Raw genomic sequence first — 20,101 nt, 5'->3', positions numbered from 1 at the left:
AGAAACAAATGCCAAATATTGCTGAAAATATTTCAAAACTACCGGAAGAACAAGAAAAAGTTAATAAGCTTGTTGATCAATATAAAAATTTAACCCCGGAAGAACAAAAAATTGTTGATAGAAAACTTAAGTCACATTTTACAAAAGAAGAGCTAGAACAAGATGAGCTTAAATCAAGGATGAATAACATACGTAGTAATTTGTCCAATAAAGACCAAGAAAAACTACAAGCAGGTAATAATTCTATAGGTGAAATAGCAAAAGATGTATTATCGTTAGTTAAAGGAATAATAAATCTAGTAGAAAATGTTGCAGAGATAATTAAAAATCCTAAGAAAGCAATATATGAATGGATTTGAGTTAAATCAAGTAAAACCTCAACAACAAAATTATCAGCAACTCCCATCAAAGCCAAAAGCTGCTGCAATATCAAGATAAAACTTTGGCAAGATAAATTTTTAGTTTTTATTTGCGAAAATTTGCGATTTTATTTATATAATATAGGGGAAATCGTATAATAAAAAAATAAAAATGCATAAATACAGAACTCATAATTGTAACGAATTACAAATATCTGATGTAGAAAAAGAAGTTAAGTTATCCGGTTGGGTACATAGAAGAAGAGATCACGGGAATCTACTTTTTATAGATTTACGTGATCATTACGGTATAACTCAAATCGTGTTTACCGATCAAAACCCTCAGCTTATGGAGGATGCAAGTCGTTTGCGTTATGAGTCGGTAATTACGGTAAGGGGTACAGTTGTAGCAAGATCAGAGGACACAATTAATAATACGCTTCCGACAGGTCATGTTGAAGTGCTAGCTGTGGAATTTATTATTGAATCAGCTGCGGACACTCTACCTTTTGTTATTAATACCGAAAAAGACGCTCCCGAAGAGTCGAGGCTTAAACATCGCTTTTTAGATCTTAGACGTGAGAAATTACATAATAATATAATACTCCGCTCACAAATTATTTCTCATATTCGTCATTTGATGACGGCAAGAGGATTTACCGAATTTCAGACACCGATTTTAACTGCTAGCTCTCCTGAAGGTGCTAGGGATTTCTTAGTGCCGAGTAGAATGCATCCGGGTAAGTTCTATGCATTACCGCAAGCACCTCAGCAATTCAAGCAGTTATTAATGGTTTCAGGCTTTGATCGTTATTTCCAAATTGCTCCTTGTTTTCGGGATGAAGATGCAAGAGCCGATAGATCACCCGGCGAGTTTTATCAGCTAGATGTAGAAATGTCGTTTGTTACACAGGAAGACATATTTAGTACTATTGAGCCTGTGATGCATGATTTATTTACTAAATTTACAGATGAGAAAGTATCAGAGACTCCTTTCGTTCGTATTCCATATAATGAATCTATGCTAAAATACGGCTCTGATAAGCCTGATTTGCGTAACCCTATTATAATTGCCGATGTAACTGAGATATTTAGAAATTCCGATTTTACAATCTTTAGAGAGAATATTAAAAAAGGTAGCATAGTTCGTGCAATTCCTGCCCCTAAAGCTGCTTCATTACCTCGTAGTTTCTTCGATAAAATGATAGAGTTTGCGATATCAGAAGGAGCAGGTGGACTCGGCTATATTCAGTTTAGTGAAACCGGTGAAGCAAAAGGACCGGTAGCAAAATTCTTAAGCCCGCAGCAATTAGAGAGTCTAAAAGCTACAGCTAGCATTAGTAACGGTGATGCTGTATTTTTCGCTAGCGATAAGAAAGAGAAAGCTGCTAAACTTGCCGGTAAGGTTAGAATAAGACTTGGTGAAGAGCTTGATTTACTTGAAAAAGATTGTTTTAAATTCTGCTGGATTACCGATTTTCCATTCTATGAGCTAAATGAAGAAACAGGAAAAATTGATTTTAGCCATAATCCGTTTTCTATGCCGCAGGGCGGAATAGATGCTTTAGAGCAAGCTAAGACCACTGAAGAGTTATTAGAACTTACCGCATACCAATATGATATTGTTTGTAACGGTATTGAACTTTCCAGCGGTGCTATTAGAAATCATAAGCCGGAAATTATGTATAAAGCATTTTCCATAGCAGGTTATAGTGAAGAGAAAGTTGATAAGAGATTTGGAGGGATGATTAGAGCGTTTAAGTTTGGAGCTCCACCACATGGTGGAATAGCCCCCGGTATTGACCGAATCGTTATGCTGCTTGCGGAAGCAACAAATATAAGGGAAATAATTGCGTTTCCTTTAAACCAACAGGCTGAAGATTTACTAATGAACGCCCCAAGCTATGTAGAGGATAAAGCTCTAAAAGAGCTAAGCATTATGCTCTCACCGTCAGTTAGAAAAAATGCGGAAGGTGGTAAGGATTTATAGTTGTTGTATGTTATTATGTCATACTATGACTTGATCGCAGGATCTACCTTTTTTAAATTTTTTTCTAGATACCGTGGTCAAGCCACGGATGACAGAGGTGAAATTGATCCACGCAACAATGCTTACCTTTGTTGCTGTCTTTCCTTCCTAGCTTGTAATTTAGAGAATGCGATTCCTTTTACTGCTTCTACTCTTTTTGTTTGGAGCCATTCTTGCTTCTTCTGTTGTAGTATAGCATAGGCAATTAAGATAGTGATATTAATAAAAGGATATGGTAAAGTAATTAGAAAATAGTTATGCCAAGTCCATATTCATATGATTTAAGAAAGGGAGTGATTCAATATATTGAGTCAGGGAAAAGAATAATAGAAGCAAGTCAAGTATTTAATATCAGCCGTAAAGTAATATATGATTGGAAGAAATTAAAGAAAGAAACAGGAGATGTTCAATTAAAAACTGGCTATCAAAAAGGGCATAGTCATAAAATAACAGATATGGAAGGATTTAAAAAATTTTTGGAATCTAATAAAGATAAAAGCAGTCGAGAGCTAGCCATCTTGTATCCTAGTAAAGTGTCAGCAAGAACTATAATAAACATGATTAGAAAAGTTGGTTACAGCTATAAAAAAACTTTTCTTCATCCCAAAAGAAATCATAAATTAAGAAATGAGTTTATAGAAAAGATAACCACCATAGACAAAGATAAACTAGTGTTTTTGGATGAATCAGGAATAGAAGATAATGCGTGTCGAGAACATGGCTGGAGCCCAAAAGGAGAAAGATGTTATGGTGAAAAAGTTTATCAGCACAAACACAGAATTAGTATGATTGCTGGCCTATTTAATAGCAATATTGTAGCACCTCTAATATTTGAAGGCAATTGTAATAAAGCTATTTTTGAGACGTATAGCTTAAGCAGGTAAGGTAGTTACTTTTTGTAATACGTGATAAACAGCAGAAAAAAATATGTAAAGTTACTAGTATCTTTTCTAATTTGATGTTTAATTTTAAACCAATAATGTTCTATAGGATTAAGATTAGGACTGTAAGTAGGAAGGAATAAAATACTTGCCCCTACCGATTCAATTAATTCTTTTAGAGGGGTCTGTCAGATTTTTTGTGTAAGTACGATTTCTCCATTTGCCCAATTTTGTAAATTAGTATCACAAAGTATAGCAAATTGATTTAAAGCCATGGCCCAATTCTTAATAGGCATTGTCCATTTTTTAGAAGCATTTGTCAATGCTAAAAAGATTATTTTCTGAATCGATTTATCATCTGGAAATACCCCCTTATTTTTTATAATTTTACGAATTTGACGGTTAGTTGATTCAATAGCATTAGTAGTGTAAATCGCCTTTCTAATGTCTTCCGGAAAGCTAAAGAACGGAGCTATTCCAGACCAATTTCTCTGCCATATATCAAAAATAACTGGATATTTTTCATCCCATTTTTTAGCAAAATTTTCTTACTACATGACAATTTTTAGAGATGTAAGGACTAAAGGATTGAATTTTGCTGATAATTCATGATGATAACGGGGAAAGAACTTGGTTTACATATGAAAGATCATTCCGCCCCTCTAGTCGAATTATTACAAAAACATATTTCGCTTAATTTATCAAGAGCAAAATGTTTAGGATTATTTATCATTTCAATGCTTAACAGCAGGACAGTAAACATGTCATTGTTATGCAATAGAATGCCGTCTGGGATTAAAGCAGCTTCATGGTATAGAAGGATGCAAAGATTTATCTCTGAAATCTCAATATCATGGAGAGTATTACCTGTTATGTTAGTCATGATGACTGGGTTTGAGCAGGAGCAAAAATGGGTATTGTGTTTAGATAGAACGAATTGGAAATTTGGTAAACGACATATAAATATTTTATATTTAGCTGTCAGTTTTCATGGTATAGCGATCCCCCTTTTTGGAATTTTCTAAGTGATAAAAAGTGTGGTAACTCTGATTATATTGAGCGTATTGATCTGATGGAGTGTTTTTTAGAAGTTTTTGACAAAAACCGCATTGAAGCATTAACCGCTGATAGAGAATTTATAGGTAAGGAATGGCTCTCTTGGCTTAGAACAAATCAAATAAGATACGTTTTTCGAGTTAGAGAAAATAGACAATATATCAGTAATGCAAGGGGAAAAATGGTTAAAATACAAGAGTTATTTCGCCCTCTAGCCATAGGATCGCATGTGAGTTTGTCACAACGTAGAATTGGTACAAAAGGTGAAATATTTAATGTAGTAGGGATCAGAAATAAGAAGAGTGAACTTGCAGTCTTAATACATAGTGATGAGATCAAAAATCCTGCTGAGATATATGCTCAAAGATGGCAAATTGAAACAATGTTCAAAGCTTTTAAATCAGCAGGATTCAACTGTGAAGCAACTCATATTACTAATGATTTACGATTAGATACATTGATGCAAATATTGTCTATTGCATTTTGCCTAGCTTATCAAACTGGAGAGATTATAGTTTTAGATAAACCAATAGTTATTAAAAAACATGGTTATAGGCAAAATAGTATATTTCGTGTTGGATTAGATACATTGGTTAATATCTTGTATAATATTTCTACTCAATTAGTACGTTGGATACAGCTGTTGTCCTTGATATTCCAATATCCAAAGATGATAAAATGAAAAATTGTCATGTAGTAAGGCAAAATTTTGTAATTCTCTTAATCCCTCTGCTTCATTTATTGCAGAATAAACTGCCTTTAAATCAGCTGTTACCAATTTTAAATCTTTATATGATACGTATTTTACAGAGTTTCTTACCATATGAACAATACACAGTTGTACTGTGGTTTTTGGGAAAATGCTATTTATTGCTTCTGGAAAACCTTTAAGACCATCAACACACGCAACATATATTTGTTCTACACCACGATTCTTCAGTTCTGTTACTACTTGCATCCAAAATTTAGATCCTTCATTCTTGCCTATCCAAATACCTAATAGTTCCTTCTTGCCTTCTATATTCACGCCAATAGCTAGATAAACTGCTTTATTTATTATTATATGATTGTCTCTTGCCTTAACATGAATACAATCTACATTATAGGATATACACTATCAAGTGCTCTATTCTGCCACGCAGTAACTTCCTCTAAAATGCCATCAGTTACCTTTGATATTAACTCAGATGATACTTTGGTGGCATATAGTTCTTCTAAGTGCCCTTGTATTTCTCGAATAGTCATTCCCCTAGCATATAAAGATATTACTTTATCATCAAATCCTTCAAATCTCCTTACTCCTTTTGGAATTAGTTGAGGTTCAAATTCTCCTTCCCGATCCCTTGGCACTTCTACTATCAATTTACGACCCTCGGAATCTATTAGAGTCTTTTCATAATTGCCATTACGTCTATTATCTGACTCCTTGGTATTCTTAGAATGCTTCTCATAACCTATATGAGATTCCATTTCTTTTTCTAAAATCTTATTTACTATCTGCTTTTTAATTTCCTGAAATATTCCTTCTTTGCCAAATATCTCAGATGGATCACTTTGTGATAGTATTTCTGATACTACTTTTTCTATAGTCGGATTTGATACTTTACTCTTATTCTTCATATTAGCCTCATGTAAGTTGTTTTAATTAATTTTATTCTTAACTATGTGTAAGGAATAATTCATAAGCTTTTAAATCAACAAAATTACGTGATCCACGTAATAGCAAATGTTGTTTCACTGCTTGCTTAAATGTATCATGACTTTTTTCAACAGAACCATTTTCATGACTAACACCGGGATTATTTCGCGATGGTGCAACATCGTAATAACCAAGCAATTCTTGCCATTTTTCTGTAAATTGTCTACTATTACCACATTGCTTGGTAGCTGCACTTAAATTATCTGTACGATGCTCTGGTAAAACTCCACCTAACTCCCATACAGCTTTTTCAAACCCTGATGCTAATGTATCAAAACTTTCACTATGGCATATGCTGAAAGTTTCCCAACATGAATAAGGCAACATAAAATGAAATAGTAAGTGAGGATATGGTTTCCCACCAATACAAATACCCAATTGATTCATATTGCTCCAATCAGACTGGCTTTGTTTGCCAGGAAGAATATTTTGTAAAAAGATTACTGGCTTATCCTTACCATGTTCAGCTCTCCATTGTTTCAACCTTTTCTGCAAACAGCGTAATTGCTTTCCATTATAATTCCCATGATACTTTTCTGTCAAATATGCTAATATGGTAGTTGCTTGCAACTCCGGAGCTGATTCTAGCATTGATTCTATTTCATCCCAGTGCTTAACAAATGGATCCTTACGTGTCCTATATTTACGTATTGTTCGTAATTCACTTGGATACTTATTAACACGTAAATACTTACGTGCCGTTTTTACACTCATACCTGCTTTTGCAGCAGAAATTATCTGATTATATTTTTTGATCTTTTGCATTAAAATACCTACTTGTTTATTTGTACATGTCATCAGTAATTCTCGAATAATATATAAATCTTAAAAAAGAAATTTTTATTCGATTTTACTGTCCATAGTTACTTCTTTTTTATAGGTAATTTTAATGTTCGTTGAGGGTAATTCTAATATTCGTTAGTCAGAGATAGGAAAATCCGGTAGAAGAACATAGAAAAATCTTGTTATTATTTGATTAAAATTATATTGTAAATTCAAAGTATCATTATGAAATTACAAGGATGAAGTACCATAATGCCGGGAATAATACATATAAAAAAACAGAAAAAATAAGTGTAGTTGGAATAGAGAACTTATCTAATTTACAGCTTGGTTAAAGTGTACTAATTACGAGTCAATCTAATAGTGTTTGGAACAATCAGGCGGCTTGATAATCAACTAACAAGTTTTCTAGCAGTTTCTTTATACTGTTGCTTTCTATACTAATAAGTATTATATTACAAAATATTAATACTAAGGGAAAAAGTTTATATTAACTATAGAATGAATATTTTATAAAAGTAATTTTAATTTATATATTATTTCATTTAATGTTAGAATTTTATTTGCTTTACGTACTTTGAAATCCATTGATCTAATTTGATCACATAATACCGCCCCCTTTATTTGCTAAAAATCTATTATTACTTCAAAAGGATAATTTTTTATTTGACTAGTAATAGGAGCAAATAAAGCAAGACCGCTTTTAAGATTATATTTGTAAGGGCTAAGTACAACCGCAGGACGTGTCTTTTGAATTTCTTTACCTTTTTGTGGTTCAAAATCAAGCCAAACTATATTACCTTTTCAGGTATATAATTTACCATGTTTCATTACCTTTCATCTTATCATTACTTAATAATTCATGATAACGATTAGAGTCAGTAATATTATTTAGTAATATATCTAATTCAGATTCTTCTGTGCTAATAATTAAACCGTTATTAGTTAATTTTAAATTAACTAATGCGCCTTCACTAACATGTAATTTTCCAGCTAAATATTTAGGTATTCTAATACCTAAATTATTCCCCATTTTTTAATTTGACTTTGCATAATAATATACTTGATTATTGTATAAACAAGTATATACGTAAATTTAAATTTTGTAAATTAATTAATTTTAAACTACACATAAGGATTTTTAGTTTTTACGTAAGTGAATCTAATAGGAATGCCCGGCATGTCAAAAGCCTCACGCATATTGTTTACTAGATAACGAGTATAGCTATCAGTAATTTTCCCCGGGTTATTAGAGAATAATTTGAAAGTAGGTGGGCGGGTTTTTGTTTGAGCCATATATTTTACACGCACTCTTTTACCGCCTTTTTGTAGAGGTAGTGGATGTGCTTCCGTAGTAAAATTAAGCCATTCATTTAATTTGCTGGTAGTTATTTTTTTATTCCAAATTTTATAGATTTTAAGACAAGCATCTAAAACCTGCTCTATATTTTGTTTATTTATTGCTGAAATGAATAGAACTGGTACCCCTTTAACCTGAGGCAGATGAGTATTTATCTGATAATAAAATTCTTCCTGAAATGCTTCTTTTTCGGATTCTTTAACTAAATCCCATTTATTCACTACTATAACTATACTTCTTCCCTCATTTACCACATGGCTTGCAATATTTAAATCTTGCTGTTTTAAAGGGACTAAAGCATCAATCATTAAGATTACGGTATTAGCAAATTTAATACTGTTAATAGTATCTGATGCCGATAATTTTTCTAAAGATTCTGTAATAGTAGATTTTTTGCGAAGCCCTGCCGTATCGATTAATTTAATATGATTATTTTTGTATTGCCAATCAATTTCAATTGATTCACGAGTAATGCCGGCTTCAGGACCGGTTAATAATCTTTCATCATTAATAAGAGCGTTTATAAAAGTAGATTTTCCGGCATTGGGTCTGCCGCTAACTACTATCTGCAAACAATCTCCTTTAATTGGATCGGCTATATTTGTCTCGATTGATTCTTCTTCAGGTAACTTGGCAATAATCTCGTCATATAAATTAATTAAGCCTGTGCCATGCTCGGCAGAGATAGCCACCATACTATCAAACCCTAATTTGTAGTACTCTTTATCAAAATCAAAAGCTTTCTCGCATTTATTAACTACCAATATAGCAGGCTTATTATATTTTCTAACAAAGCTACCAAGTAGCTTATCATCGGGCAATATTCCGCTTCTACCGTCAACCATAAAGCAAATTAAATCTGCTTCTAAAATTGCTTTAGTAGTCTGTTCCATTAACTTCTCTCCCATACTATCAGGATTCTCTTCAAGTCCTGGGGTATCAATTAACAAAAATTCAAAAGAGCCAATTTTGCCTTCTGTATATTTTCTATCCCTAGTGACGCCCGGCAAATCGTGAACGATAGCTTTTTTACGTGTGCTTAATCTATTGAAAAGCGTTGATTTGCCTACATTTGGACGACCAACTAAAGTAATGATTTTCTTAGTCATTATTAAATATTATTATGGTTAAGAGAACTAATAATGCCCCGATAAAACCTACTATATTTGCTATTATAATAGGTGTATTTTTTATTAATATGCCGTATATAAGCTAACTACAAAGAGCAATAGCACCTATAGTAAAGGTGAGCATAGAAACGGAAGCTGAAGATTTGCAGGTGAAAATCTTATGAGCCTGTACATAAAACATAAAATTGCCGATTGTACCGACAATCGTCATATATTTTTCGTAAAATTTCATGAATTTTGGAGACATATATTTATTTCTTAAAAAGTGATTTATGTCATTTTCGTAGGTATTGTTGCATGGATAGCAAATCGTCATTGCGAGCGACTAAAAGGAGCGTGGCAATCTCAGGACTTTAGCATGAGATTGCTTCATCAAAACTTGCAGTTTTTCCTCGCAATGACGGTCTGGTATCCACGCAGGCAATGACATTCACTGACTATTTTTAAAACTCGCAATTACCGGTATATGATCTGAAGGTTTTTCTTGAGTCCTTAAATTATAATCCATATAGCAATTTTCTAAATAGTCAATAGTATTATTACAACCAAGGATCATATCAATCCTCATACCTTTATTTTGTTCAAAACATCCGGCTCTATAATCCCACCATGAAAATTCTTGTTTACTCGGATGCATCAATCTATATAAATCCTCAAACCCGGAATTTAGAATAGTACGTAATTTTTTTTGTTCAATCTCAGTAAAACAAGTAGTTTCAGCAAGTAGCTTAGGTGAATATACGTCTATATCGAACGGTGCAATATTGAAATCACCGCCAATGATAGTTTTTTCGTCAAAAGATTTTTTAGTTGATAGATAATTAATAAAATTATCATAAAATGCTAGCTTTGCTACAAATTTATCGCTACCGATAAATGAACCGTTAGGAGCATAGAGCGAGATTATATTACAGAATCCTATAGGTAATGATAATTTTATTTCTAAGAATCTTGCTTGATCACTGTAGTAATTATTCGGAAAGTCCTTAATTATTTCATCGGCAGGAAATTTTGAAATTATAGCAACGCCGTTATATGATTTTTGTCCGTGAACATAAAAATTATAAGGTAGATTGGATAATTCATCAAAAGGAAATTTCTCGGTTTCGCATTTTATTTCTTGCAATAATAAAATATCCGGATTTTCTTTAGATAAAAAATTACGCAATAAATTAAGTCTTGTTTTTATGGAATTAATATTCCAAGTAACTATCTTCATGTTTGTTTTTCTAAGTTTGTGTTTTCATTACGGAATCGCCACTCAAGAAAACCAAAATGATAAGCTAAAAGATTAGTAATGAATGCTCCGGAAATTACTATAATCATTGAATATTTTATGGTATTGTAATTTGGATTACTGCCGTATATATCTAATAATACGCTAAAGGCTATACCCCATAATATACTTATTTCAATACTCACTCCTCTTGGTATTCTCTTAATTGAATGTTCTTTCATAATAAAATCTCGTAATATCGCACCGCAATTAGCTGTAATAAAAGCAAAAAACGGTCCCCAAAAACTTAAAGGCTTGATTTTGTGAATAATAACCATTGCAACTCCTATAATTATAAAAGTTGCTTGTCCGAATGAATCACAAATTGCTACTATATTATTTAATGATTGTTCTAAATAATTATCTTCAGCAATCTGTTTATTATAATAGCTGAATAATTTAATAATTGTAAAACCAAGTAAAACTACTACAAATATATAATAGAAATAAGAAGGAGTAAAATAGAAGTTTAAATGTCCGGTATCATGATTTACTATTAAGTCGAGTATTATACAGCTACTAATAGACGGTAATACTGCAAATAAAAATGTACCGAATAAAGTACTATTTTTTCTGCTACTTAAAATAATTCCTGAAAAAGCAAAAGCAAGGCAGCCAAGTAATCCTATAATATGACACCAACGAGCATCTATAGATTTAGGTAATAGAATATGGTATATGTATGTCTTAATAATTTTTTTATATTCGTTACTTGTAAGAAAATCATCTATCGCAAAATTAAATTGCTCAATTATATTTAAAGATACGGTTTTTTTGCTAAATATCAAATGTATAGGAGTTTTAATATTTAAAGGAACTTCTAATATGTTCCTGTCTATCGCTCTTCCGAGTATATTAACGGAACCGACTATTCGATCACTAATAAAACCGTCAATTTCTTTCTTTATTATTCCGTTTACTAATTCTATATCATTTTGATATATTTCAATTATATCCCGATTTTTCTCATTATATAAAAAATCCGTAAATTTAGGGTCTCCGTATACGGTACCTTTCACTATTCCTAAATGAAGATTAAATAAGCGTATTTGTGCTGTTAGTTCATTAACATTTTGAAAATTTAACTTTTTGGCAAGTGATTCAATAATAAATAATGATAGTTCTTCTAAGCGATAAGGTTTTGAAAAATGAGCGTAGTTACTTCTCTCAGCAGTATAAGTAGCTCCTGCAGTCATATCGGCATTGCCGCTTTGAATATCTAATTGATCTTGATACCAACTATCTTGATTATACTCAATATTGATACCTATTTTTGCGGCAATAGCGTTAATTAATTCTATATCCATACCGGAAACGGTAGTGCGACCGTTTGAAGTAGCAATTAAGTATTGGTAAGGCTCATTTACATACCATGCATTTATCAAAGTTTTTTTATTGGTTGTCCCTTCACATTCTAAAATTGCTTGTTGTTCGTTCGTACCTATGCTCAAAGCATAAAAATTTTTAGAAATGAGAAGTATAAAAATAAAAAGCTTTAAAATTTTCATGGTCTGTATTTTTTTAGAATTATGTTTTGTCATTCCTGCGAAAGCAGGGATCTAGTAATTTTTAATGTCATCCCGCAACTTGATTGCGGGATCTCAGGATACAGCCTGTGATACAAGATCCTGTGGTCAAGCCACAGGATGACATTTTTAATTACGAACTACTTTAATTTCGCCGTCAGAAAATTTAATATTAAAAATTTTTTCATTTGCAGCAGTAATTTTAGAAGATAAAAAATTACCTGTTTCTCCTTTAACTATAGCAAAACCTCGTTTCAATACGTTATGATAATCAAGGCTTGCAAGTAACGTGCTATTTAATTCTAATTTATACTCAAAATTTTTCAAAGTATTATTTGCCGATTTTGATAGATAAGCTGTTTGATGTGTTAATTCTAATGTTTTGTAATTGAGTATTTTAGCAGGGTTAACTCTTTCTTTAGAAAAAGATTTAAGCTTTGTTCCTTGTAGTTCAATAAAGCACGGTAAAGCATCTAGTAAATTAAAACCGGTTTCGTCTAGTAATTGTTGCCTATTATTTATATAGTGAGAGAGATATCTGTATATTTTATCGTAATTTACTATATTTTGTTCGTGATATTTAATTAACCGGCTAGTATTATTCAATAATATTTTTTCATAAGATTGTAGAGTATTATTTAAAATAGATCGTACCGGTACGGCAAATTCTGCGGCAGCAGTTGGAGTCGGAGCTCTTTTATCGGCTGCTAAATCTATTAAAGTATAATCCACTTCATGACCTACTGCRGAAATAATAGGAATTTTTGAGTTATAAGCGGTACGTACTAATATCTCATCGTTAAATGACCAAAGATCTTCTATAGAACCGCCACCTCTAGCAACAATTATAACACTTGGTTTATTTATCTCTTCTAAATTGTTAAATCCTTCAATTGCTCTAGCAATTTCATTGCCGGAATTTTCGCCTTGTACGCTAACCGGCCATATTATTATCCGAGTCGGGAAACGTTCGCGAATGCGATGAATAATATCTTTAATAACAGCACCGGTTATTGAAGTGATAACGCCTATTTTATCAGGTAAAAAAGGTATAGGAATACGTTTCTTATTAAATAGTCCCTCTTTTTCTAAACGAGCTTTGCGTTCATTTAGAATTTGCAACATAGCACCAAGTCCTGCAGGTCGCAAATTATCTACCGATAATTGATAGCGTGAATTACCTGCATAGCTTGAAAGCTTGCCGCTAATTACCACTTCCATACCATCATTTAAAGGAAATTTGATTTTAGCAAGAATAGGACGCCAGCAAGTACAGGCTAAAATAGCGGTATTTTCTTTTAAGTTAAAATAAGCATGACCTGAGCTTGCTATTTTTAAACCTGAAATTTCTCCTTTTACTTTAATATAGCCAAAATTATTTTCTAATAATTCTTTAATTTTATTAGAAATCTCACTAACTGAAAACTCTTTAGTTGCTTGATTTGCAATGAAATTGTCTAGCATTTTATTAGTACTTGGTTTTTTGAGCTGAGAGTGGCTTTGTTGCATGGTTCTTGAAAAACGTTCCGATGTCATACCGTGGCTTGACCACGGTATGACAGTAGTGGAATCGATCCACGCAACAATGTCCACTCACAATGACTGTTATCATCTCCATAGAATAACCTTGCACTGCAAAAGAGCAAGCAAAATTTTTTATTATTTGATATATTGCTAATAGCTTGCTATTATTTTACTATTAAAATATTTTTAATATAAATGCTACTACGAATAATATGCTTGCTTATTATCATAATATTTTCTTTGGTAAGTTTTACCCATCTTTCTAAGAATGGTCAAAATATTAAAATAAGCAATATGATAGCCGACTTCGTAGAGTATAATGAAAGTCAGGATTTGATATATGCTAAAGGTAATATAAGAATTATCACGGATGAGTATTTATTAACGGCAGATAATTTACTTTATGATATAGAAAACGATATTTTATGGGCAGAAGGTAATATCCGAATTAAGGATAAACAAAACCGGATAATAGAGGGAGACAAAGCGGTTTTAAAAGATGAATTTAAGAAAGGTATCATATCGGAATTCATTTTGCTTCCCGGTGATAATAATCTTTTAATTGCTAAACTTGCCGAAAGAATAGATGAAAATAATCTTAAGCTGCACCATGCCGAATTTACCCCTTGCGATGTTACTTGTAATAGAAATCCTATTTGGCAAATTGCTGCTAAGGATACTTATATTTATTCCGAAGAACATAGAGTAGTTTATAAAAACGTATTTTTTGAAGTATATGGCGTACCGATTTTTTACTTACCGTATTTTTCCCATCCGACTCCTACGGCACCTGCAACTTCCGGATTATTAGTGCCTGACATCAAAAATAAAGGTTTTGGTATCCCTCTATATCTACGTGCAAAACCTAATATGGATTTTACTCTCACTCCAAGGATTTTTAGTAAATATCAAACTTATGAGCTAGAAGCACGCTATCGCCCGAATGATACCGATAATATGAATTTTCAAGGTAGTTACGGTAAATTACCGTATTTTCTAAAAAAAGATGGAAGTGTAGTGAAAAATAAAAAAGTTTCTTCTTATCATTATATAGCAAGCGGTAATTTTATTAGTACCGATAAAGTTTATGATTACGGTTTCAGGGTGGAACGTACATCGGATAAAGCTTATTTAAAAAATTATTATAATAACTACGCTTCATATTTAACTTCTAAAATATTCTTAAATAAAATTCATGAGACTGATTATTTTTCGGCGGAAGGATTAAGTTTTCAAGGCTTAGGTAGTAATGATAGTAAATATACCGATCCTCTAGTATTACCGAAAATCAATACAAAAAACGTGATAAATTTGAATGATAATGACAACAGCCATATCGTTGTTGAAAATAATATGTTAATGTACAAAGAAAGAATAGGAAAACAACTTGCTAGAACCTCTCTACAATTATCCTTTATGCATAATGTGCTGACTTCTTCAGGGCAAATTTTTGATTTTGTAGCAAAAGATAGAGGCGATTTTTATCTTGCTAGACGGGCTTATTTAGATAAGCCGAGAGAAAGTAAATCATTTCAAAGGAATATACCGGAATTGCAAACTTTATGGCGTTATCCGTTAGTAGGTAATATAACAAAAACTATAAATTTACTTATTGAGCCGGTAGTTTCTTTTACTATGGGACGTAAACTATCTAAGAAAGATAAAAAATTTGTTATAATTGATCCTGCTAAATATGAATTATCCGAAAAAAATATCTTTTTATCCAACCGTTATAGCGGTATTGATTGCCATGATTTCGGTAATAGATTAAGTTATGGCTTAAATACTAGTATTGCTAAAGAAGAAAATTATTTAAAATTATTTTTAGGACAGTCGCGTAATACAAGATATAGTATAGATTTGCCTGCTGATGATACGGAAAATGTAGGGCAGATTCTAGGTAATCTTTCTAATAATTTAGAAGTGTTTTATAGCTTTTGGAAAGATAGATATTTCAGACCTATTAAAGATGAAGTGGGAGGAAATTTTAACTATGATAAGATTAACTTTCTAGGTAGTTTTATTCAGCTTACCAATCTTAAAAAATATTATTCCGTAGAAAGTATAAAGGTTTTAAATAATAGAGTGCGACAATTTTATGGGGACATAAATTATCAGTTAGCGGAAAATTGGACTATAGGCTTTGGTGCACGTATTGATCTCTCTAGACGATCTCCAAATTTGCTTACTCGAACTATTAGGGTGACATATGCGAAAGATTGTGTTAGAATTACTGCAAAGATTTATTCCGATTATCTAGCCGATGGAAGTAGAGGAATCAAAAAAACTACCTCTTCGCCGACTATTTCTATCGGTTTAAAAGTTTTAAACATGTGAGTATACTCGTTTTATTTAAAAAATTGGCTACGTCGTCTTATAAGTTCTGCGGTGCTCACGTACTAAATGTACGCTCCACTCCTTGACTTATAGACTCCTTGCTCTTTTCCAAATAAAACTTCGTCTACTTACTGGTCACTTATTCAGAGTATCACATGAGAAAATTATTATTAATCATTACCGTTTTTTTTACTTTTAATGTAGCACAAGCATCATTACCGAATATAGTAGCATCCGTAAATGATGAACCTATTACTCTTAATGAGTTCCGTGCTAGAAAAAAAATGATTATGGCACTAAATAATGTTGAAAGTCTAACGCCTGCTCAAGATAAGCAGCTAAGTGACTTAGTAATCAAGAGCTTAATTGACGAATCTTTGCTTTTTCAATATGCCGGAGATAGAGAAATTCCGCAAGAAGAGATAGATAACGCTATTAAATCTATTGAAGATCGTAATAAAATGCCTCACGGTTCTCTTCTTCAGTATCTAAAAAGCAGATCGGTTAATCCTGATAGTTTTATTTCCCAAATTAAATCCGAGTTGATTAAAATGAATATTTTATCAAGTCTATCAAGATCGGTACAAGTAAGTAATAAAGAAATAGATGTCGCAATTTTATCTAGCGATCAAAAAGACGTAGAAATTTCAATGCAAGTATTTACATCTAAAGATGGTGGCAATAAAGCGTTTACGCAGATGAATAATTTGAAAAATCGACTAAAAAAATGTGCGGATGTTAAAAAATCGCTTTATGATAATTTTGCTACTATGCAAATTATTACCGATAAGCTTAGCAAGATAGAAGGCGTAAAACAAACTATTATAAAGGACTTAACTCCTGATAAAGCAAGCAATGTTTTTGAAGTAAATAACAAATTTGAAATAATATTAGTGTGCAGCAAAAAAATCTTAAATGTTAATGAAGATGAAAATAATTATGTAGTAAACTTCCTAACCAATAAAAAGATTTCGCAAAAAGCACAAAAAATGTTTGAAAATATGCGTAAAAAGGCAGCTATAAAAATAATGTTGCCATCTTGAGGTACCTGTTTTTCGTCATTGCGAGGAGAGGCAAAGCCTCGACGCGGCAATCTCAGGATTTTATACTATTTCATGAGATTGCCACGCTCCTTTCAGTCGCTCGCAATGACGATGAAAATCGATTCATGCAACTTTTTTAGCTAGAACAACATTACTCCATGCTCCCTTCAATTGCAAAACATGCAGCATCTCATCAAATTAATCCTCTTAAAAAGTACGGACAAAATTTTATTTTTGACAGTAGCCTATGTGATAAAATTGTACATGCGAGTAACCTTGCAGAAAATAGCCGAGTATTAGAAATAGGACCAGGCACCGGAGGGTTAACTAGGTCAATATTGCAAAAAAAACCTGAATCCTTAACTGTTATAGAAACAGATGAGAGATGCATCCCGCTTCTTAATGAGATTAAAGAATATTATCCTAATCTAAATATTATTAAACAAGATGCGCTTAAAATAAATTTAACCGATTTAAGCTATGATATAGTCAATTCAGTTGGATTTGCATACAAGGAGCGAGAAGCGAAGCCTATAACTAATAGGAGAGCGACGAGTAACGATGTAGGCGAGTCCAAATCAATTGACTATAAAGTAACTATAATTTCTAATTTACCGTATCATATAGGTACTGAGTTAGTGATTAGATGGCTGAAAGAAGCACGACTAATTAATAATATGACGCTAATGTTACAAAAGGAAGTAGTAGAACGTATTTGTGCTATGCCATCAACTAAAGCATATGGCAGGTTATCGGTAATATGTCAGTTAATTGCTAAAGTGGAAAAATGCTTTGACGTAGCACCGACTGCTTTCTATCCACCTCCTAAAGTATATTCTGCGATAGTCAAACTAATACCTTTAGAAAATCCGCCGTCTATTGCTCTGATAAATAAAGTTGAGCAAATAACAAAACTTGCTTTTGCAGGACGACGGAAAATGATCAAATCATCACTGAAAAATCTTGTACCTAATATACATGAAGTATTAACTCAGTTGAAAATCAATGATAATTATCGTGCTGAAAACCTTACCCCTCAAGATTATTTGAGAATTGCTGAAATATTATAAGCTTGCATCATTCAGCTTTATCTAACTTTTTTGCTTCTGCTTCTTGCTGTAGTTTATATTCTGCTGCTTTTTCTTCTATATAGTTAAAAAAGAAATAACAAAATGTTAAAAAGCTAGTTAAAATGATTGCAAACGTTATTAATATTAACTTAAGTTCTTTTTTAGAGTTTGCAGCTTTTAATCGTTTTTCCTCTTCTTCATCAATTATAAACTCAGGTAATATATTTGATTCTTCTTCTTTATTTTCCATGTGTTACCATATCTTAAGTTTATTAAAAATTAATGATAGAGTTTAAATACCATTTAAGTAAATTACGATATAAAGATACTTAAAATAAGTCAACAATTTTTAATTATTAGTTATGATTTAATATAAATGACTGGTGTTTTTTAAAATAATTTTCTAATAGACAGTTTTGAAATTAGTTATTCTTCTTTCTTGAGTTTCTGATTTTGTTTTTGGGAAATCTACATTATCTTAGCCAAGTGTATGAAAGTGTTTAAGCTTTCTTCGTCGTCTTTGGTTATTATATAAGGTACTTTGACATATATAAGCATTTGATGTGTTTTGTCCGATATATTATTTTTCTCTAAAACGCATATAATTTGTGAGTATTGTTATGTTCATCTTGTATACTAAACGCTTTATTTGCTGAAACTGATTTATCGGATTTTGATATAAAATCATCAATAAAATAGTTTAAAGAATCTCTAAATAATTCGCTTAATTGCTCATCATTTTCAAGTTCTTCATATGATAACGATCTTGCAGTTTTTAACTTAAAATATGATTTAATCATTTCAAGAGCAGAATATCTATCGCAGTTATTATTAAGAATTTTATATAACATTTTTTTATCAAAATATGCAGGTATTATTTTTAAATCCTTATTAATAATTTGCTGTTTGTAATAAGATAACTAACGCATAAAAACGATAACGGTAGCTGTAAGACCTGCAACTAAGATAGAGTATAAATTTAGTGAAAAGCATATTTTTAATATATTTAATTATAACTACCAACGATAGTATAGCATTTTTTGCTTTTCAATCTAAAAATGAACCATTACTGTATATTACTTATTTTTTCTTTCAATTAGTTTATTTATCACATATTTATTGTGCTGCTAATAGAACAATCTATGACAAGAAAGTTATTAAAAAATAAATTTCTAAAATCTTATTAATTTTTACATATTGATTCTAGAAAAATATTCTAATTATACATATTATCCTCTTATTAAATTCTATAAATTTTAATATTCTGTTAAAGAATGAGCTATAGACAAAATCATAATAAGAAGTTTTAAGAATGCAATAGAAATTTAATTAAAGATATAAATAAAAATTTGAGAGTAATTTAAAGAGTTTATGAATATATAGGGGATTAAAGGAAATAATAGAAGATTTTAATAGTTAATGATAGTTGCTCTTTATTGATTTAAAAAATCTATTTATTACAGTTGTTCCAAAACTATCGTCAGAACAGTTTAAAACATCTTTAAATAACAAGTTTATGCGTGATAATAATCTTACTTTTTCTAGCTGAAAATATTGTTTAATTTCTTCAAGTGCCAAATATCTACCAAGGTTATTATTAAGAATTTGCTGTTTATAAAAAGATATTTTGTTCATCATGGTCTAGTACCTCAAGAAAAGAAGTATAAAGTAGAACATATAGGGCAAATATCTAAAGAAAGTTGTGAAATATCTTAACTTCTTACATTCCACTACATGTGAAGTGCGTTAAGTTGCACTTCATTTCTCTATTTATCGTACGCGAGTTTCGTATTAATAGAGGAACTGAATAGCTGATAGTAACTGGGTTACGAGGATATTAGTAATATTGTTTTTGTTATAAAATGTACTTAAAACTGCATAAATTTTTAGTAAATTGTCTTTTTTGACTATAACTATTAAATTGTAAAACTTGTCACACCTCTTACAAACCTTGAAAGGATAAGCATTATAGCATATTCATTAACCATAATTTAGGCATCTTAATACGAAACTCGCGTTATCGTATAA

18 protein-coding genes and 5 pseudogenes are annotated in these 20,101 nt (G+C 31.4%); 8 read left to right on the top strand and 15 right to left on the bottom strand.

The genetic code is table 11. From position 1 onward, the window contains the following. Positions 1 to 8 precede the first annotated feature (8 nt). The 3 genes and pseudogenes from REIS_RS01995 to REIS_RS12075 all read left to right on the top strand — a co-directional run bounded on the left by REIS_RS01995 (position 9) and on the right by REIS_RS12075 (position 3,272). Positions 9 to 438 (top strand): annotated as a pseudogene (locus REIS_RS01995) (DUF3106 domain-containing protein). A 93-nt stretch (positions 439 to 531) separates the two neighbouring features. Further along, positions 532 to 2,349: an aspartate--tRNA ligase gene (gene aspS / locus REIS_RS01990; protein ID WP_008579575.1), complete on the top strand. Its 1,818-nt coding sequence runs from the start codon at positions 532 to 534 to the stop codon at positions 2,347 to 2,349. 296 nt (positions 2,350 to 2,645) lie between these two features. Beyond that, positions 2,646 to 3,272, top strand: coding sequence for a transposase (locus tag REIS_RS12075; protein ID WP_008579574.1), 627 nt, complete (start codon positions 2,646 to 2,648; stop codon positions 3,270 to 3,272). On the opposite strand, the pseudogene REIS_RS12070 reads toward REIS_RS12075, so the two are convergent. Together REIS_RS12070 and REIS_RS16350 are read right to left on the bottom strand one after the other, a co-directional pair. Beyond that, positions 3,261 to 3,448, bottom strand: a pseudogene (locus REIS_RS12070) (transposase); the annotation flags it as partial. The gene REIS_RS12075 and the pseudogene REIS_RS12070 overlap by 12 nt on opposite strands. A gap of 9 nt (positions 3,449 to 3,457) precedes the next feature. Beyond that, positions 3,458 to 3,805, bottom strand: a pseudogene (locus tag REIS_RS16350) (transposase); the annotation flags it as partial. A 72-nt stretch (positions 3,806 to 3,877) separates the two neighbouring features. On the opposite strand from REIS_RS16350, the gene REIS_RS12060 reads away from it, so the two are divergent. Further along, positions 3,878 to 4,294, top strand: a complete 417-nt coding sequence (locus REIS_RS12060; RefSeq protein WP_008579269.1) for a hypothetical protein — start codon at positions 3,878 to 3,880, stop codon at positions 4,292 to 4,294. Beyond that, complete coding sequence (locus tag REIS_RS12055; protein WP_338109792.1) at positions 4,240 to 5,007, top strand: IS4 family transposase; 768 nt, start codon at positions 4,240 to 4,242, stop codon at positions 5,005 to 5,007. The genes REIS_RS12060 and REIS_RS12055 overlap by 55 nt, the downstream gene beginning before the upstream one ends. Here the strand turns inward: REIS_RS12055 and REIS_RS01975 are convergent. The 10 genes and pseudogenes from REIS_RS01975 to xseA form a co-directional block, all read right to left on the bottom strand. Next, the gene (locus REIS_RS01975) at positions 4,948 to 5,382 is read right to left on the bottom strand and encodes a transposase (protein WP_241760938.1); all 435 of its coding nucleotides are present in this window, start codon (positions 5,380 to 5,382) and stop codon (positions 4,948 to 4,950) included. The genes REIS_RS12055 and REIS_RS01975 overlap by 60 nt on opposite strands. Before the next feature lie 38 nt (positions 5,383 to 5,420). Next, entirely contained in the window at positions 5,421 to 5,945 is a 525-nt protein-coding gene (locus REIS_RS01970) for an IS256 family transposase (protein WP_008579336.1), read from the bottom strand. 37 nt (positions 5,946 to 5,982) lie between these two features. After that, positions 5,983 to 6,822, bottom strand: coding sequence for an IS21 family transposase (istA, locus tag REIS_RS01965; protein WP_008579571.1), 840 nt, complete (start codon positions 6,820 to 6,822; stop codon positions 5,983 to 5,985). Between the two features lie 612 nt (positions 6,823 to 7,434). Next, on the bottom strand, positions 7,435 to 7,563 hold the full coding sequence (locus tag REIS_RS16870; protein WP_371256151.1) for a type II toxin-antitoxin system PemK/MazF family toxin: 129 nt from the start codon (positions 7,561 to 7,563) through the stop codon (positions 7,435 to 7,437). Between the two features lie 61 nt (positions 7,564 to 7,624). Further along, positions 7,625 to 7,840, bottom strand: coding sequence for an AbrB/MazE/SpoVT family DNA-binding domain-containing protein (locus tag REIS_RS01960; protein ID WP_008579570.1), 216 nt, complete (start codon positions 7,838 to 7,840; stop codon positions 7,625 to 7,627). Positions 7,841 to 7,932: 92 nt separating this feature from the next. After that, positions 7,933 to 9,276, bottom strand: coding sequence for a ribosome biogenesis GTPase Der (gene der, locus REIS_RS01955; protein WP_008579569.1), 1,344 nt, complete (start codon positions 9,274 to 9,276; stop codon positions 7,933 to 7,935). Continuing rightward, positions 9,269 to 9,544, bottom strand: a pseudogene (locus REIS_RS12045) (SemiSWEET family transporter). The gene der and the pseudogene REIS_RS12045 overlap by 8 nt, the downstream one beginning before the upstream one ends. Before the next feature lie 183 nt (positions 9,545 to 9,727). After that, on the bottom strand, positions 9,728 to 10,516 hold the full coding sequence (xth, locus tag REIS_RS01950) for an exodeoxyribonuclease III (protein WP_008579566.1): 789 nt from the start codon (positions 10,514 to 10,516) through the stop codon (positions 9,728 to 9,730). Beyond that, the gene (locus tag REIS_RS01945; protein ID WP_241760912.1) at positions 10,513 to 12,114 is read right to left on the bottom strand and encodes a transporter substrate-binding domain-containing protein; all 1,602 of its coding nucleotides are present in this window, start codon (positions 12,112 to 12,114) and stop codon (positions 10,513 to 10,515) included. Before REIS_RS01945 ends, xth begins: the two co-directional genes overlap by 4 nt. Before the next feature lie 114 nt (positions 12,115 to 12,228). Then, positions 12,229 to 13,563 carry an exodeoxyribonuclease VII large subunit gene (gene xseA, locus REIS_RS01940; protein WP_037214473.1) on the bottom strand — a complete coding sequence of 445 codons (1,335 nt, stop codon included), beginning with the start codon at positions 13,561 to 13,563 and terminating at the stop codon, positions 12,229 to 12,231. A gap of 255 nt (positions 13,564 to 13,818) precedes the next feature. Between xseA and REIS_RS01935 the strand changes: the two genes are divergently transcribed. The 3 genes from REIS_RS01935 (at position 13,819) to rsmA (ending at position 18,073) form a co-directional block, all read left to right on the top strand. Beyond that, positions 13,819 to 15,960, top strand: coding sequence for an LPS-assembly protein LptD (locus tag REIS_RS01935; protein ID WP_008579563.1), 2,142 nt, complete (start codon positions 13,819 to 13,821; stop codon positions 15,958 to 15,960). Between the two features lie 155 nt (positions 15,961 to 16,115). Then, the gene (locus REIS_RS01930; protein ID WP_008579562.1) at positions 16,116 to 17,003 is read left to right on the top strand and encodes a SurA N-terminal domain-containing protein; all 888 of its coding nucleotides are present in this window, start codon (positions 16,116 to 16,118) and stop codon (positions 17,001 to 17,003) included. A gap of 158 nt (positions 17,004 to 17,161) precedes the next feature. Then, entirely contained in the window at positions 17,162 to 18,073 is a 912-nt protein-coding gene (gene rsmA / locus REIS_RS01925; RefSeq protein ID WP_008579561.1) for a 16S rRNA (adenine(1518)-N(6)/adenine(1519)-N(6))-dimethyltransferase RsmA, read from the top strand. A 7-nt stretch (positions 18,074 to 18,080) separates the two neighbouring features. Here rsmA and REIS_RS01920 read toward each other — a convergent pair whose 3' ends face one another. The 3 genes and pseudogenes from REIS_RS01920 to REIS_RS01910 all read right to left on the bottom strand — a co-directional run bounded on the left by REIS_RS01920 (position 18,081) and on the right by REIS_RS01910 (position 19,711). Continuing rightward, positions 18,081 to 18,323, bottom strand: coding sequence for a hypothetical protein (locus tag REIS_RS01920; protein ID WP_008579560.1), 243 nt, complete (start codon positions 18,321 to 18,323; stop codon positions 18,081 to 18,083). A gap of 218 nt (positions 18,324 to 18,541) precedes the next feature. Further along, positions 18,542 to 19,096 (bottom strand): annotated as a pseudogene (locus REIS_RS16865) (hypothetical protein). Between the two features lie 393 nt (positions 19,097 to 19,489). After that, positions 19,490 to 19,711: a hypothetical protein gene (locus tag REIS_RS01910; RefSeq protein WP_037214468.1), complete on the bottom strand. Its 222-nt coding sequence runs from the start codon at positions 19,709 to 19,711 to the stop codon at positions 19,490 to 19,492. Positions 19,712 to 20,101 lie beyond the last annotated feature (390 nt).

The sequence above is a fragment of the Rickettsia endosymbiont of Ixodes scapularis genome (genome assembly GCF_000160735.1).
Classification (GTDB): domain Bacteria; phylum Pseudomonadota; class Alphaproteobacteria; order Rickettsiales; family Rickettsiaceae; genus Rickettsia; species Rickettsia tamurae.
Note: the sequence above shows the minus strand (reverse complement) of the source record. Positions and strands in the feature narration are given on the sequence as shown.

Bases quoted from the DNA above. Each gene is read 5' to 3' on its own strand.
- REIS_RS12060 (WP_008579269.1), top strand. From the start codon at position 3,878: ATGATGATAACGGGGAAAGAACTTGGTTTACATATGAAAGATCATTCC.
- aspS (WP_008579575.1), top strand. From the start codon at position 532: ATGCATAAATACAGAACTCATAATTGTAACGAATTACAAATATCTGAT.
- REIS_RS01935 (WP_008579563.1), top strand. From the start codon at position 13,819: ATGCTACTACGAATAATATGCTTGCTTATTATCATAATATTTTCTTTG.
- REIS_RS01960 (WP_008579570.1), bottom strand. From the start codon at position 7,840: ATGGGGAATAATTTAGGTATTAGAATACCTAAATATTTAGCTGGAAAA.
- istA (WP_008579571.1), bottom strand. From the start codon at position 6,822: ATGACATGTACAAATAAACAAGTAGGTATTTTAATGCAAAAGATCAAA.
- REIS_RS01920 (WP_008579560.1), bottom strand. From the start codon at position 18,323: ATGGAAAATAAAGAAGAAGAATCAAATATATTACCTGAGTTTATAATT.
- REIS_RS01970 (WP_008579336.1), bottom strand. From the start codon at position 5,945: ATGAAGAATAAGAGTAAAGTATCAAATCCGACTATAGAAAAAGTAGTA.
- REIS_RS01930 (WP_008579562.1), top strand. From the start codon at position 16,116: ATGAGAAAATTATTATTAATCATTACCGTTTTTTTTACTTTTAATGTA.
- REIS_RS01910 (WP_037214468.1), bottom strand. From the start codon at position 19,711: ATGATGAACAAAATATCTTTTTATAAACAGCAAATTCTTAATAATAAC.
- xth (WP_008579566.1), bottom strand. From the start codon at position 10,516: ATGAAGATAGTTACTTGGAATATTAATTCCATAAAAACAAGACTTAAT.
- der (WP_008579569.1), bottom strand. From the start codon at position 9,276: ATGACTAAGAAAATCATTACTTTAGTTGGTCGTCCAAATGTAGGCAAA.
- rsmA (WP_008579561.1), top strand. From the start codon at position 17,162: ATGCTCCCTTCAATTGCAAAACATGCAGCATCTCATCAAATTAATCCT.
- REIS_RS01945 (WP_241760912.1), bottom strand. From the start codon at position 12,114: ATGACAAAACATAATTCTAAAAAAATACAGACCATGAAAATTTTAAAG.
- REIS_RS12075 (WP_008579574.1), top strand. From the start codon at position 2,646: ATGCCAAGTCCATATTCATATGATTTAAGAAAGGGAGTGATTCAATAT.